The sequence below is a fragment of the Streptomyces hokutonensis genome (assembly GCF_042751305.1).
GTDB lineage: Bacteria > Actinomycetota > Actinomycetes > Streptomycetales > Streptomycetaceae > Streptomyces > Streptomyces hokutonensis_A.
Genome location: NZ_JBHYWD010000016.1, coordinates 26,982 through 41,353, shown reverse-complemented (window position 1 = coordinate 41,353; position 14,372 = coordinate 26,982). Strand labels below are relative to the sequence as shown.

The window sequence follows — 14,372 nt, the reverse complement described above, 5'->3', positions numbered from 1 at the left end:
TCACGCCCTTCGTTCGATGGTGGGGGAGGTGGCGGCGAGGGATGCCTCGCGCAGCTTGGCGTCGACCTCGGCCTCGGTGGGCATCGCGTCGGAGCAGGAGAGCCGGCCCGCGACGACGGCCCCGGCCGCGTTGGCGAAGGCGACCGTGCGGCGGGTGTCCCAGCCGGACAGCAGACCGTGGCAGAGCGCGCCGCCGAACGCGTCACCGGCGCCGAGCCCGTTGACGACCTCCACCGGGACCGGCGGTATCTCGACGGCCGAACCGTCGCGGTCGACTGCCAGGACGCCCTTGGGGCCCTGCTTCACCACCGCCAGTTCCACCCCGGCGGCGAGCAGCGCCTTCGCGGCGGCGTACGGCTCGCGCTCACCCGTCGCCACCTCGCACTCGTCGAGGTTGCCGACGGCCACGGTGGTACGGCGCAGGGCATCGGCGTAGTACGAACGCGCCTGACCTGCGTCCTTCCAGAACATCGGCCGCCAGTCCAGGTCGAAGACCGTCGTCCCCGCCTTCGCTCGATGCGCGAGCGCGGAGAGTGTGGCCGAGCGGCTCGGCTCCTCGCTCAGCCCCGTCCCGGTGAACCACAAGATCTGGGCGTCACGGACGGCGTCCAGGTCCAGTTCGTCCGGCTGGATGTCCAGGTCGGGAGCCTTGGGCAGCCGGTAGAAGTACAGCGGGAAGTCGTCCGGCGGGAAGATCTCGCAGAACGTCACCGGCGTCGGCGCGATGTCCGACGTACCGACGAACCGGCTGTCGACGCCGTACCCCTCCAAGGCCGTGCGGACGAAGTCCCCGAACGGGTCCCGGCCCGTCTTCGTGATCACGGCCGCGGAGTGCCCGTAACGGGCCGCGGCGACGGCGACGTTGGTCGGACTGCCGCCCAGGTACTTGCCGAACGACGTGACCTCGGCCAGCCCCACACCGGTCTGGAGCGGATATACGTCCACCCCTACGCGGCCCATGGTCAGCACTTCGAACGGCATCACGCTGGTTTCCCTTTCATGCCAGAGACGGAGGCGTACAGGAGATTCACTGCCGCGCTCTACTAGCGCGCTCTAGTCTGTGTACGATGACTCCTGTCCAAATGTCATGTCAATACCTTGTTGCTGGGAGATTTCAGAGGGCCCGTAGGGTTGGCCGCGGCGGAAGGTGGATTCACAGGTGGATGCGGCAGGAAAGCAGCGGCCCACGATGGCGGACGTCGCTGCGAAAGCGGGCGTGTCGCGGGCGCTCGTCTCGATCATCTTCCGGGGGCAGCCGGGCGCGAGCGAGGAGACGCGGCAGCGGGTGCTGCGGGTGGCCGACGAGATCGGCTACCACCCCGACAGCGCGGCCAGGCTGCTGGCCCGCGGCCGCAGCCGCACGCTCGGCGTGATGTTCACCGTGCACCAGACCTTCCACGCGGACCTCATCGCGGGGATCTACCCCGAGGCCGAACGCCTCGGCTACGACGTCCTGCTCTCGGCGGCCACCCACGGTCGCAGCGAGTCGAAGGCGGCCGAGGCGTTGCTCAGCCACCGCTGCGAGGCACTGATCCTGCTCGGCCCCGAGGCGGAGGCCGGGTATCTCGACGAACTCGGACGCCGAGCGGCGACCGTCTCGGTCAGCCGCCGAGTGCCCCGCGCCCGCGTGGACTTCGTCCACAGCGCGGAAGGCAAGGGAGTGCACCAGGCCATGGAGCACCTCGTCGAACTGGGGCACCGCCGAATCGTGCACATCGACGGCGGCCGGGGGCCCGGATCGGTCGAGCGGCGGCGTGCCTACCGGGCCGCGATGCGCCGGCACGGGCTGGAAGCCGAGGTGCGGGTCGTCCCCGGGCAGCACACGGAGGAGTCGGGCATCGAGTCGGGCCGCCTGTTCCTGGCGGAACGCGATCATGGGCAGGCCCTGCCGACGGCGGTCCTCGCGGGCAACGACCGTTGTGCGTGGGGCCTGTTGATGGCCCTGACGCGGGCAGGCGTCGATGTCCCGCGTGATGTGTCGGTTGTCGGGTACGACGACAGTCACCTCTCCCATCTGATGCCGATCGGCCTGACCACCGTCCGCCAGGACGCGACTCTGATGGCGGAACACGCCGTGCGGTTCGCCGTCGAACGGCTGGAGAACCCGGAACTGGAAGCCCGAGAGGCCGTACTGGATCCGAAGCTCGTGGTACGCGGTACCAGCGGCAAGGCACCGGAGACGTCGGCCTGAGACATCGGCGACCGGCCATGTCCCCCAGCAGTCGGGGCTTTCGACCTTGCCTGCTGGGGACATGCCGCTACAGCGCCGTCAGGTCTCTCGCGTCGGGGAGCTCTTCGACGTCGACGCCGCGGACCTGGGACAACTCGTGCTTGAGCGCGGCGAGTTCGGTGCCGCCGGCCATGTGGTTGGTGAGCTCTTCGAGGGTGATCTCGCTGCGTTCGGCGGAGAGTTCCATGGTTCCCAGGCGCAGGACGCTGAAGTGGTCGCCGACCATGTAGGCGTGGTGCGGGTTGTGGGTGATGAAGATGACCCCCAGACCCCGCTCCCGGGCCGCGGCCACGTACTTCAGCACGACACCGGACTGCTTGACGCCCAGGGCGGCGGTCGGCTCGTCGAGGATGAGGACGCGGGCGCCGAAGTAGACGGCGCGGGCGATGGCCACGCACTGGCGCTGGCCGCCGGAGAGGGTGCCGATGGGCTGGTCGAGGTTGTCCAGGACGATGCCCATGTTGCGGAGCTCTTCGTCGGCGGTCTGTTTCATCTTCTCGATGTCGAGGCGGCGGACGGGCCAGGGGCCCTTGGTCATCTCGGAGCCGAGGAAGAAGTTGCGCCACACCGGCATCAGCGGCACCACGGCCAGGTCCTGGTACACGGTCGCGATACCGCGGTCCAGTGCTTGGCGGGGGGTGGTGAAGTGCACGGGTTCCCCGTCGACGAGGAACTCGCCCTCCGTGTGCTGGTGCAGTCCGGAGATGATTTTGATCAGGGTGGACTTGCCGGCGCCGTTGTCGCCCAGGACGCAGGTGACCTGGCCGGGTCGGACGGCGAGGTTGACGCCGTGCAGGGCGCGGACGTTGCCGTAGGACTTGCCGGCGTTGCGGAGCTGGACGAGGGGATGGTCCCCGTCCGTGGCCGGCGTGTCGGTCAGGATCGCGCCGTGGGTGCCGGTCGTGTTGTCGGTCATCGAGGTCACCTCCGGGTCGCGGTGCGCTGCACCCACAGATTGATCATGACGGCGCCCAGCAGCATCACACCGAGGAACGCCTTGAACCAGTCGGGGTTCCAGCCGGCGTAGACGATGCCCTGCTGGACCATGCCGAACATGAACGCCCCGAACACCGGGCCGATCGCGGAACCGGCGCCACCGGTCAGCAGACAGCCGCCGATCACCGCCGCCGAGATGTAGATCAGCTCCTGCCCGACACCCTCGCCGGACTGCACGGTGTTGAAGGAGAACAGCTGGTGCATCCCGATGAACCAGGCACCGAAACCGACCAGCATGAACAGCGAGATCTTCGTGAACGCCACCGGCACACCCACCGCCCGCGCGGAGTCCTTGTTGCCGCCGACCGCGAAGATCCAGTTGCCGTACCTGGTGCGCAGCAGGACCCAGGTCGCGATCGCCGCGAACACCAGCCACCACACGATGGTGATCTTCACCTGCACACCGCCGACATCAAACGACGACGCGAAGACCTTCTTGGCCTGGTCGAAACCGTCCATGGTGCTGATGTCATCGGTGGCGACGTTGCCCGTGACCAGCTTCGTGACGGCGAGATTGACCCCCTGCAGGATCAGGAAGCTGCCCAGGGTGATCAGGAAGCTGGGAAGCCCGGTTTTGACCACGAGCCAGCCGTTGAGGAAGCCGATTGCCAACGACACGACCAGGGCGGCGATCACACCGACCCACACGTTCATGGTGAGCTGGTAGCTGAGCATGGCCGCGGTGAGCGCGGAGGTGATGACCGCGACACCGGCGGAGAGGTCGAACTCGCCGCCGATCATGAGCAGTGCGACCGGCAGGGCCATGATCCCGATGGTTGAGGAACCGTAGAGGATGTTCGCCATCGAGGCGCCCTCGCGCACCGGCGGGGCGGCGATCAGGAAGAACACGTACACCGCCGCCGCGCCGAGGAAGACTCCGACCTCGGGGCGGGCCAACAGCCTTATCGCCTGCGGACGTTCGGCCGTGCGGCCGTCAACCACCTTGGGGCCGGGGACCGGCGGTGTGGTCACCGCCGGGTCGGCGTGCTGGGTCATGCTCATCACCGGGTTCCGTTGGCGGCGAACTTGGCGACGCTGTCGACGTTGGTCTTGTCGATGAAAGCCGGTCCGGTGAGGACGGGCGCGCTGCCGCCGCCGCTGAAGTTGCCGTTGGTCTTGTAGAGCCACAGCGAGTCGACCGCCAAGTAGCCCTGGAGATACGGCTGCTGGTCCACGGCGAATTCGATCTTGCCGTCCTGGACGGCCGTCACCAGGTCCTTGCTGAGGTCGAAGGTGGCGAGCTTGGCCTTGCTGCCGGAGTCGGACAACGACTGGATCGCCGTCAGCGCGATCGGGGCGCCGAGGGTGACCACCTGGTCGATGGAGGAGTCCTGGCTGAGCTTGGCGGTGATGGTCGACTTCACCGACGGCATGTCCGTGCCGTTGACGTAGAGGATGTCGGTCTTGCCGCTGAAGCCCTTCTTCAGACCGGCGCAGCGGGCCTCGAGGGCGACCTGACCCTGTTCCTGGATGACACAGAGGGCGTGCTTGGCGCCGAGTTGGTTGAGGCGTTGGCCGAATGCCTGGCCGGCGATGCTCTCGTCCTGTCCGAAGTACTCGAGCATGCCGAGCTTCTTCCAGTCGCTCACACCGGAGTTGAAGCCGACCACGGGGATGCCGGCCGACTTGGCCTTGGCCACCACGTCCTTCATGGCGTCCGGCTTGGCCGCGGTGAGTGCGATGCCGTCGACCTTCTGGTCGATCGCGTTCTGCACCAGGTTGGCCTGGTTGCCGGCGCTGGGGTCGCTCGAGTACACGAGCTTGACGTTGTCCTTGGCGGCGGCGGCCTGGGCGCCCTTGCGGACCAGGTCCCAGAAGGTGTCGCCGGGGGCGGCGTGGGTGATCATGGCCACCGTCATACGCGGGGTGGTGGCCTTGCCGGCCGAGGCGTCCGCACCTCCTCCCTCGGACTTCTTGCCGCCCGAGCTGCTGGAGCAGCCGGCGGCGAACAGAGTGCCGACCAGAACGGTGGCGGTGAAAACTGCGGCTCGGTGGTTTCTGCGCATGTCCCTTGCACCTCGCTGTGCTTGTCAGGGTGGAGTCTCTGGTGGACGGAAGCGCGTCCCGCGTCGGCGGCCGATGCGTGTTCACCGAATGGCGACGCGGTGCGCGAGTGGTGTGTATGTGCCGGGCGTGGCGGCTCTTCTTCTGTGGCGGTCGTTGGTGTAGACCGCCTGTTCAGCGACTGGAGCGCTTTAGTAGCGCGCTCTAGTTGGAGAGACTATGGGGCCGTCTCTGTGGGGATGTCAACAGGTATGTCAGGACGTACCAACAAAGTGTTCGGAATGAAATTGAGCTGCGGATCCGGCCACGGGGTTGGCTGTAATAGCCACCTGGCTGACCTGGGTGAAGGGCTGAGCGATGCCGGACGGACGGCCGGGGCTCATGACCTACGGATCAGATGCGTGGGGGTTCGGGCAGTGATGTCGTCGGGGCTTCGCGCCCGCGCTGGATCAGCCAGAGCCTGTCGTTCGGATCAGGCCGGCCTGGCTCACGGTGCCTTGTCTGTTGACCCGAGTGGGGCGTGGCGCGTGCAGTTGCAAGGCGGAGGAGACGTTGACATCCTCCCCGCGCCTTTAAGACAGACCTTTAAGACAGAGGGGAGTGCGGGAGAGATGCGGGGTGAAGTCTTCCAGCAGACGCCGGGGCGGCGTGGGGGCCAGGTCTCTTGCCTCTCACGCAGTCGCCGTCCGCCGTGGTCCGTTCGTCGCGGCGGGAGGGCCTGCCTGCCGCGACCGTGGTGGTCTCTGCGGCGGACACGGTACTTTCGCCGTCGGGACGCTCGAACTGCGGGCGCTCATGGACGGGACCGCGGTGACGAACCTCCGGACACCCGCCGTCTCCGTCGCGGCGACCGCTCCGCAGCTCACCCGGTTCACCGGGCCGATCGTGCCGGTTGTCTTCGGGGCGGGTCCCGGGCGGTCGGTCACGTGGACGCGATCCGGGGCGTCGACTCGGTCGAACTGGTCGATGTCGTCTATGTGGTGCGCCACCCCGACCGGGCCCGCGAGCAGTTGCCGCCCCGCGCCACCAGCGCCCGTACCCCGCTGTTCGACTCCGCGCACTTGACGGACGGTACGGCCCGTTGATGGCTCGCGCACACGTCGTCGTCGAGGACGTGCGCACGGTGTTGCGCGAGGCCGAGGACGTCGTGCCGGCGAATCGCGAGGTGCACCTTCATGTCGACGGGCTGATCCCGATGGCGGTCGTGGTCCGGGGCGCGCGGACGCTTCCCCCGGATCGCACCGCGGTTTTCAAGAGCGTGGGAATGTCCTGGCAGGATCTGGTCGTGGCCGAGGAGATCATCGAACAGCACCTGCGCGGCAGGTGATCCGGCGAGGCCGGGTCCATCACGACCCCGGCCGGTCGGCCGGACCGTCCCCACCCCCGCGGCCTCCACCTCCCCCGCGATCGTCGCTTTCCCGCCAATCGTCGGCCGCGTTCGCGGCGGCCGGGTCGACGGGTTCGCGCCAACCGCCTCGGCCGTACCCGGAGAGGTGAACTCCCTTTTCCTGGCACGATTGATCAGTCTCGATCAGTGTGGGCACGCACGGGTTGCCATAGCCAACGGTCCGGAGAACTCCCGCCGTCACTGGGCGCAGCGTATGTTTTCCGTCTCCGGTGTACCTGCGGGCAGTCGCAGATCTATCGACTCGGCGTCAAATGTTGTGCACAAATTCCACACAGACCTCTCTCCAGGCGGGCACACATGGTCTAGATTGACCTTGCTTCGCACGGTGTGACACCAGGCGACAAAGGATGATCTATGGGTCCGGCGATGCGGGTGGCCAGCGGTTGTGGCTCTCGTGCGGAGCGTGGGGGCGGTCAATTCTGTTAGCCCGAGGGGGGCTTGGGGCGTGGAGAGCATCCGAGATCGCGACGGGTTCCCGTGCGCTTCAGGAGGCTGGCAGGGCCTGCGGGTCCGGTGTTGCCAGGGTGCGTTGTTCGCGAGGATCTGACATGGCCGGGACGTCGTGCGCCGGGGGCGCGGACTTCCCGAGGGGGAACAGCGGAGTGTGAGCTTCCGTAGGGGAGCTGCAGAGCGGGAGGCGGGGGCCTTCCGCAGGGGACGAACAGTGCGCGGCGACCACGTCAAACCACTGTGGACCTTGGGGGGTTCTGTGCGGCAGGGGGGAATAGTCGGCCCTTTTCCGTCGGCGCGCGGGCGTCTGGCGAACGGGGCGATCGGCCAGCCGGCGATCGAATGGGAGCAGCGGTACAGACGTACCGTGATCATCAGCGACACCGTCGCGACCGCTTGTGTGGTGGCGTCGATCGGTGACTTCTTCGGGGCCCGGGACGCGGCCAACTGGCATGAGAAGTGGGGCATTCTCGCCTTCGGCACCCAGGTGCTGGTGCTGGGCGCGCTGGCGGTGAGCCGCGCTTGGTCCCCGGCCGTACTCGGGCAGGGCGCCGAGGAATTCCGCCGGTTGGGACGCTCACTGTTCACGGCGACCGTCGTCCTGGCGCTCGGCGGGATCGCCCTGACCTCGACCAACATCAAGCTCTGGATCTTCGTCGCGATCCCGGCGATCGCGATCGTCACCATGACGGAGCGGTATGTGCTCCGTCTCCGGCTGCACAAACAGCGCAACGAAGGACGCTGCCTGAGACCGGTGCTCGCCGCCGGGAGCCCGGCGACCGTGCGCGACCTGATCAGCCGCACCCGCAAGTTTCCGCACCTCGGCTGGCGCGTGGAGGCCGTGTGCACGACGGACGGCCGCGGGCTCGACGGTGATCAAGGCGGCCTGGACGGCGACCACTTGGACGGAGTGCCGGTCATAGGGCTGCTGGAGGACGTCGCCAAGCACGTCCGCCACGACGGCTACCGGGTCGTCGCGGTCACACCCGACCCGCACTGGTCACCGGACCGCCTGCAACGCCTGGCCTGGAACCTCGAGGGCAGCGACGCCGAGATGATCGTCGCCCCGGTGCTGATGGAGGTGGCCGGCCCGCGGCTGCACGTCGACGCGGTGCTCGGGATACCGCTGCTGCGGGTCAGCATGCCGACCTTCACCGGAGGCCGCCGGGCGATCAAGGGGGTCGTCGACCGGCTGGGCGCCGCGATCCTGCTGCTCGTGTTCGCGCCGCTGATGATCCTCGTCGCACTGCTCGTGCTGTTGGACAGCCGGGGTGGAGTGTTCTACCGCCAGCGCCGGGTCGGCAAGGACGGTCACGAGTTCACCATGTTCAAGTTCCGCAGCATGGTCGCCGACGCCCACCGGGCACGCGCGGCGCTGGCCGACCGCAACGAGGGCGCGGGCCTGCTGTTCAAGCTCCGCCGGGACCCGCGGGTGACCCGGGTCGGCACGGTGCTGCGCCGGTACTCGATCGACGAGCTCCCGCAGCTCTTCAATGTGCTCACCGGATCCATGTCGCTCGTCGGACCCCGGCCCCCGCTGCCGGAGGAGTCCGCCGCGTACGACCCGGACATCCGAAGACGGCTGCTGGTCAAGCCCGGGCTCACCGGTCTGTGGCAGATCAGCGGACGCAGCGACCTGCCGTGGGAGGAGGCCGTCCGCCTCGACCTGAGGTACGTGGAGGACTGGTCGCTCGCCCTCGACACAGTGATCTTGTGGAAGACCTTGCGTGCCGTGATCCACGGGCAGGGGGCCTACTGATGCGCGGGGGTCGTCCGACCGGCGCGCGGACCGCAGGCCGCAGGGGCCTGCCTGGGGGGAGAGACCGGTCATGAGAGTCAGCGTCTTCGGGCTCGGCTACGTGGGCTGTGTGTCGGCCGCGTGCCTGGCCAGCATGGGCCACGAGGTCATCGGGGTGGACGTCAACCAGGTGAAGGTCGACCTGGTCAACGACGGCAAGGCACCCGTGGTGGAGGAACGTATCGGCGAACTCATCGCCGAAGTCGTGCGGACCGGCGCGCTGCGCGCCACCCGCGACGTCCGCGAGGCGATCGCGGACAGCGAGGTGTCGCTGATCTGCGTGGGCACCCCGTCGGAGCCCAACGGCAGCCTGTGCACCACCTACTTGGAGCGGGTCACCGAGGAGATCGGTGCCGCGCTCGCCGAGCGGGGCGGACGGCAGACCGTCGTGTTCCGCAGCACCATGCTCCCCGGCACCTGCCTGAACCTGCTGGTGCCGATCCTGGAGAAGCACGTCGGCGGTCTGGCCGGCGTGGACATCGGGGTCGCGGTCAACCCGGAGTTCCTGCGCGAGGGCACCAGCGTGAAGGACTTCTTCGACCCGCCGAAGACCGTCATCGGCGAACTCGACGCCGCTAGCGGCGACGCGGTGGCGGCGCTCTACGAGGGCCTGCCCGGCGAGGTGTTCCGGGTGCCGGTCCCGACCGCCGAGGCCATCAAGTACGCGGACAACGCGTTCCACGGCCTCAAGATCGGCTTCGCGAACGAGCTGGGCGCCGTGTGCCAGGCCCTCGGTGTGGACTCGCACCAGGTGATGGACGTGTTCCTCGCCGACCGCAAGCTGAACATCAGCCCCGCCTACCTGCGCCCCGGCTTCGCCTTCGGCGGCTCCTGCCTGCCCAAGGACCTGCGCAGCCTCGTCCACGCGGCACAGCGGGCCGACGTCTCGGTGCCCATCCTCTCCCACGTCCTCGCCTCCAACGCCGACCACCTCCAGCGCGCGGTGGACCTGGTCGAGCGCACCGGCAAGCGCAAGGTGGGAATGTTCGGGCTCTCCTTCAAGCCCGGCACCGACGACCTCCGCGAGAGCCCGCTCGTCGAACTCGCGGAACGGCTCTTCGGCAAGGGCTACGACCTCAAGATCTACGACGCGAACGTGAGCCTCTCCCGGCTGCTCGGCGCCAACCGCGAGTACATCGAGAGCCGCCTGCCGCACCTCGCGCAGCTCCTCGCCGACTCCGTCGACGAGGTGATCGACCACGCCGAGGTGTGCCTGGTGGGCACCAAGGACGCGACCGTACTGTCGGCGCTGCCCCACACGGGCGACCCGGCGATCATCGACCTCATCCGCCTTCCCGACGCCGACGCGCGCCGGACCGAACCGGGATACATGGGCCTTGCTTGGTAACGAGACCGGCGGCGACGGCACAGGCCGTCGCGCGCTGATCCTGGTGGAGAACCTGTCGGTCCCCTTCGACCGGCGGGTGTGGCAGGAGTGCACCACGCTGCGCGACGCGGGCTGGGAGGTGCACGTCATCTGCCCCCGGGGGGAGAAGCGGGACACGGAGGCGGAGGCGGTGATCGACGGGGTGCGGATCCACCGCTACCCGTTGCGCGCGGCCACCGGAGGTCCGGCCGGCTATCTGCGGGAGTACGGAACGGCGCTGTGGCACACGCTCCGGCTGGCCCGCAAGGTCGGCCCGGTCGACGTGGTGCACGCCTGCAACCCGCCCGACCTGCTGTTCCTGCCGGCCCTGTGGATGAAGCGGCGCGGCGCGCGCTTCGTCTTCGACCAGCACGACCTGGTGCCCGAGCTGTACCTCTCCCGCTTCGACCGCGGCGAGGACCTGCTCTACCGCGCCGTGTGCGCGCTGGAGCGGCGGACCTACCGGGCCGCGGACATCGTGCTCGCCACGAACGAGAGCTACAAGGACGTCGCGCTGAGCCGTGGTGGCAAGCGGCCCGAGGACGTCTTCGTGGTGCGCAGCGCGCCCGCCACCGACCGCTTCCAACCGGTGCCCCCGGAGCCGGAGTTGAAGCGCGGCAAACCCCATCTGCTGTGCTACCTCGGCGTCATGGGCCCCCAGGACGGCGTCGACTACGCCCTGCGGGCCCTGGCGAAACTGCGCGACGAGGTCGGCCGGACCGACTGGCACGCGGTCTTCGTCGGCGCCGGCGACGCCTTCGACGCCATGGTCGAACTGTCCCGGCAGCTCGGTCTGACCGACCAGGTCCAGTTCACCGGACGCATCCCGGACGCCGACCTGGTGCGCTACCTGTGTACCGCCGACGTATGCCTCTCCCCGGACCCGCACAATCCGCTCAACGACGTGTCGACCATGAACAAGGTCCTGGAGTACATGGCGATGGGACGTCCCATCGTCTCGTTCGACCTCCGGGAGGCGCGCGTCTCCGCCGGTGACGCCGCCGTCTACGCGCCCGCCAACGACGAGGCCCAGTTCGCCAAGCTGATCGCGCTGCTCCTCGACGACCCGGAGAAGCGGGCCCGGATGGGGAAGACCGGCCAGGAGCGGATCGGCGGGCCGCTGTCCTGGGAGAACTCGCAAGCGTCACTGCTCGCCGCCTATGCCGCCGCCTGCCGGGACCAAGCCCCGGTGTCGGCGGGTGGGCCGCTCCGTACGGGGAAGAGGCCGCACCATTGAATGACGACACGATCCGCCTGGTCACGATCGGGCGGATTCTCCGGCGGCGGTGGCGGCTCCTGGCCGTCCTCGCGGTAGCGGGCGCGCTCTTCGGCTACGGCACCTCGGTGCTGCTGCTTCCGCCGCGCTACACGGCAGAGGCATCGGTGCTGCTGCCGGGCCAGTGGGAAGAGCGCGAACTGCTGACCCAGGTGGACATTGCCACCAGTTCGGCGGTGGTCGACCGCGCGGCCACCGCGCTGAAGTGGGGCGTCAGCGGCACCGAGCTGCAGAAAGACGTGAGCGCCAAGGCGGACGACGGCAACATCATCAAGGTCTCCGGTACGTCCGACACCCCGGAGCACGCGCAGCGGCTCGCCGACCAGCTGGCCCAGCAGTTCGTCACCTTCGCCACCCGGATCGCGGGCGGCGACACCGACCCGGCGGCGGACACGGCGACGCAGGCGCTGCGCAAGCAGGTGGCCGAGACCAACCGCCGTATCACCGACCTGGCCGAGGCGGCCAATCCCGGGCAGACCGTGGAGGGCGTGCAGGCCCGCACCGAGCTGGAGGGGCTGCGCACCGGGCTGCAGGACGCCATGAAGAAGCTGGAGGAGGCCAACCCGGCGTCCGCCAAGGCCAACATGGTCGTCATGGGTCCGGCCCCCCGGCCTACCGGCGCGGCGGCGCCGACGCGCATGCAGCTCATCGTCGCCGGGGCGCTGCTGTTCTTCGTGCTCGCGGTCGTCGGCCATCTCGCCGCCGCCCGGGTGAGCCGTCGGCTGCGCACCGAGGCGGAGATCGCCGCGGCGCTCGGCTCGCCGTTCCTCGGCACCGTCGACGTGCCCGGCGAACGGCACGGGCACCGGCCCGAGAGCCACGGCACGCGGGCCCGGCTCCGCCACTTGCTCGGCATCGACGTCCGGTGGGACGTACCGGCCCCGCAGCGGTCCGGCGACGAGGCCGAGCGGCGGATCCGCTACCGGCGGGTGTGCGCCCGCCTAAGGGACCAACTGCCCGCCCCCAGGCGGCTGCTGGTCGTCGTACCGGAAGGCGACGAGGTCGCCCGGCTGGCCGCCGGACAGCTCGTCGCCGAGGCCACCAACGACCCCCGGCTGCGGGTCGTGGAGGTCTCGGTGGACCGGCCGATCGTGCCGGACCGCGACACCGAGTCCGGTGCCCTCGCCGTCCTCAGCGCGGGGAGCTGGACCGCCGCGGAACTCGCCGGCATCGCCGAGGCGTGCGCGGACGGCGGGCACGAGCTCGTCGGCGTCGTCGTCGCCGGCACGGTCCGCACCCGGCCGACGGAGACCGCCGACCGACTTTCCGACGACGCCACTTTGACGTTCGCGGTCCATGGCCGCGCGACAGGAGATCCAGCGTGACGACGAGCACGACTTCGGAGTCGTCGGCCGCCACCCCGCTCCTCGACCTCCAGGCGCTGGTGGTCGCGGTGCGCAGACGCCGCCGCCTGTGGGGCGCCATGGCGCTCCTCGGACTGCTGGCCGGCGCGGCCGTGGCGGTCCTCATGCCACCGGCCCCGGCCGCCGTGACCAAGGTGCTGGTCGCGCACCAGGAGGACCAGCCGAACGACACCGGAACACTGATCCGCACCGACGCCCAGCTGCTGGCCACCTCGCGGATCGCCGGTGCGGCCCTGAAGATCCTCAAGTCCCCGGAGAAACCCGAGGACTTCATGAAGGACTACCGGGGCACCGGACTGACCAACAACGTCCTCGAGATCGATGTGACGGGCAAGACCGACGCGGAGGCGGTGGCCCGCGCCAAGGCACTGGCCCAGGCGTTCGTCGCGGACCACGCCAAGCGCATCAACGACATCGCCAACGCCAACGCCCAGGGCCTGCTCGACCAGCAGGCCCGGATGCAGGCGGAGCTCGCCGACGTCAACAAGACGATCGGCGGCCGGTCGCCCGACACCGACCCCAAGGACGCGGCGAACCTCGAGTCGCTCTTCGCCCGGCGGGCCGAACTCACCTCGCAGATCTCCGACTTCGGCCAGCGCGCCGAGGAGGCCCGCGTCGGCGCACCCCAACTCGTCGCCGGAACCCAGATCGTGGACGCCCCGCGCGCGGTGGCACACTCCCTGCCCAAGGCGCTCGTCACCGACGGCGTGGTCGGCCTCGTCCTCGGGCTCTTCCTCGGGCTCGCGCTGTCCGCCGTCGGCGTGGTCGTCGCGGACCGGCCCGTGCTGCGCCGGGACATCGCGGCGAACCTCGGCGCCTCGGTCATCGCCGAACTGCCCCGCCGCTCCGGCAGGTTGTGGCAGCGCCGCCGGACCCGGGTGGCACGCGAACGGCTCACCACCACGCTGGCCCGCACCTCGCGCGGCTCGGCGGAACCCCTGTCGCTGCTGGAACTCGGCTGTGCGCGCAGCACGGCCGGGATCGCCCTAGGCCTCGCCCGGGCACTGGGGGAGGACGGCCCGGTGACCGTCGTCGACGGCCTCCCCGGCACCCAGCTCTCGCGCCGCCGCCCGAAACCGGGAGACCCCACGGTGGTCGGCGGCGAAAGGGCCGCGACCGTGTCCCCGCAGGACCAGCGGATCGGTGTCGGCTCGGTGGCGCCGGGCACGGCGTGGACCGACCTCCAGTACCTCGGCACCCGCACCGTCCTCGTCGTCCGCGCCGGGCACGGCAACGCCGCCTGGCTGCACACCGTGGCCCGCCAACTCGCCGACCAGCGCATCCCGGTGATCGGTGTCGTACTGATCGACCCCGACCCGCGCGACCGGACCGACGGCACCCTGTGGGACGGCCTGGCCAACGCGCTGCGCGGCCGGACCGAGCGGCCGACCTGGCAGAACGCGACGGGGCGGCGGCTCACCGAACGCCAGCCGATACGGGCCGCACGTGTCCCGGACAACGACCAGGAGGTGCGGTAGAC

At 69.7% G+C, this 14,372-nt stretch carries 12 protein-coding genes; 8 read left to right on the top strand and 4 right to left on the bottom strand.

What is annotated here, in order from left to right; all coding sequences use genetic code 11:
- The gene (gene iolC, locus ACFXC1_RS34285; protein ID WP_381250297.1) at positions 1-981 is read right to left on the bottom strand and encodes a 5-dehydro-2-deoxygluconokinase; all 981 of its coding nucleotides are present in this window, start codon (positions 979-981) and stop codon (positions 1-3) included.
- 208 nt (positions 982-1,189) lie between these two features.
- On the opposite strand from iolC, the gene ACFXC1_RS34280 reads away from it, so the two are divergent.
- Positions 1,190-2,191, top strand: a complete 1,002-nt coding sequence (locus ACFXC1_RS34280; protein WP_381250294.1) for a LacI family DNA-binding transcriptional regulator — start codon at positions 1,190-1,192, stop codon at positions 2,189-2,191.
- 67 nt (positions 2,192-2,258) lie between these two features.
- Here ACFXC1_RS34280 and ACFXC1_RS34275 read toward each other — a convergent pair whose 3' ends face one another.
- From ACFXC1_RS34275 to ACFXC1_RS34265, 3 genes are read right to left on the bottom strand one after another with little or no spacing between them, the layout of a single operon-like run.
- Complete coding sequence (locus ACFXC1_RS34275) at positions 2,259-3,146, bottom strand: ATP-binding cassette domain-containing protein (RefSeq protein ID WP_381250292.1); 888 nt, start codon at positions 3,144-3,146, stop codon at positions 2,259-2,261.
- A 5-nt stretch (positions 3,147-3,151) separates the two neighbouring features.
- Positions 3,152-4,228, bottom strand: a complete 1,077-nt coding sequence (locus ACFXC1_RS34270) for an ABC transporter permease (protein WP_381250289.1) — start codon at positions 4,226-4,228, stop codon at positions 3,152-3,154.
- Positions 4,228-5,232 carry a sugar ABC transporter substrate-binding protein gene (locus tag ACFXC1_RS34265; RefSeq protein WP_381250286.1) on the bottom strand — a complete coding sequence of 335 codons (1,005 nt, stop codon included), beginning with the start codon at positions 5,230-5,232 and terminating at the stop codon, positions 4,228-4,230. The genes ACFXC1_RS34270 and ACFXC1_RS34265 overlap by 1 nt, the downstream gene beginning before the upstream one ends.
- A 924-nt stretch (positions 5,233-6,156) precedes the next feature.
- Here ACFXC1_RS34265 and ACFXC1_RS34260 point away from each other — a divergent pair.
- The 7 genes from ACFXC1_RS34260 to ACFXC1_RS34230 all read left to right on the top strand — a co-directional run bounded on the left by ACFXC1_RS34260 (position 6,157) and on the right by ACFXC1_RS34230 (position 14,370).
- Positions 6,157-6,315, top strand: coding sequence for a hypothetical protein (locus ACFXC1_RS34260; RefSeq protein WP_381250283.1), 159 nt, complete (start codon positions 6,157-6,159; stop codon positions 6,313-6,315).
- Positions 6,315-6,557, top strand: coding sequence for a hypothetical protein (locus ACFXC1_RS34255; RefSeq protein ID WP_381250281.1), 243 nt, complete (start codon positions 6,315-6,317; stop codon positions 6,555-6,557). Before ACFXC1_RS34260 ends, ACFXC1_RS34255 begins: the two co-directional genes overlap by 1 nt.
- 790 nt (positions 6,558-7,347) lie before the next feature.
- On the top strand, positions 7,348-8,847 hold the full coding sequence (locus ACFXC1_RS34250; RefSeq protein WP_381250278.1) for a sugar transferase: 1,500 nt from the start codon (positions 7,348-7,350) through the stop codon (positions 8,845-8,847).
- Between the two features lie 70 nt (positions 8,848-8,917).
- On the top strand, positions 8,918-10,234 hold the full coding sequence (locus ACFXC1_RS34245; RefSeq protein WP_381250275.1) for a nucleotide sugar dehydrogenase: 1,317 nt from the start codon (positions 8,918-8,920) through the stop codon (positions 10,232-10,234).
- Positions 10,224-11,489: a glycosyltransferase family 4 protein gene (locus ACFXC1_RS34240; RefSeq protein WP_381250273.1), complete on the top strand. Its 1,266-nt coding sequence runs from the start codon at positions 10,224-10,226 to the stop codon at positions 11,487-11,489. Before ACFXC1_RS34245 ends, ACFXC1_RS34240 begins: the two co-directional genes overlap by 11 nt.
- The gene (locus ACFXC1_RS34235) at positions 11,486-12,853 is read left to right on the top strand and encodes a Wzz/FepE/Etk N-terminal domain-containing protein (RefSeq protein ID WP_381250270.1); all 1,368 of its coding nucleotides are present in this window, start codon (positions 11,486-11,488) and stop codon (positions 12,851-12,853) included. Before ACFXC1_RS34240 ends, ACFXC1_RS34235 begins: the two co-directional genes overlap by 4 nt.
- Positions 12,850-14,370, top strand: coding sequence for a Wzz/FepE/Etk N-terminal domain-containing protein (locus ACFXC1_RS34230; RefSeq protein WP_381250267.1), 1,521 nt, complete (start codon positions 12,850-12,852; stop codon positions 14,368-14,370). Before ACFXC1_RS34235 ends, ACFXC1_RS34230 begins: the two co-directional genes overlap by 4 nt.
- The last annotated feature ends 2 nt before the right edge of the window (positions 14,371-14,372 follow it).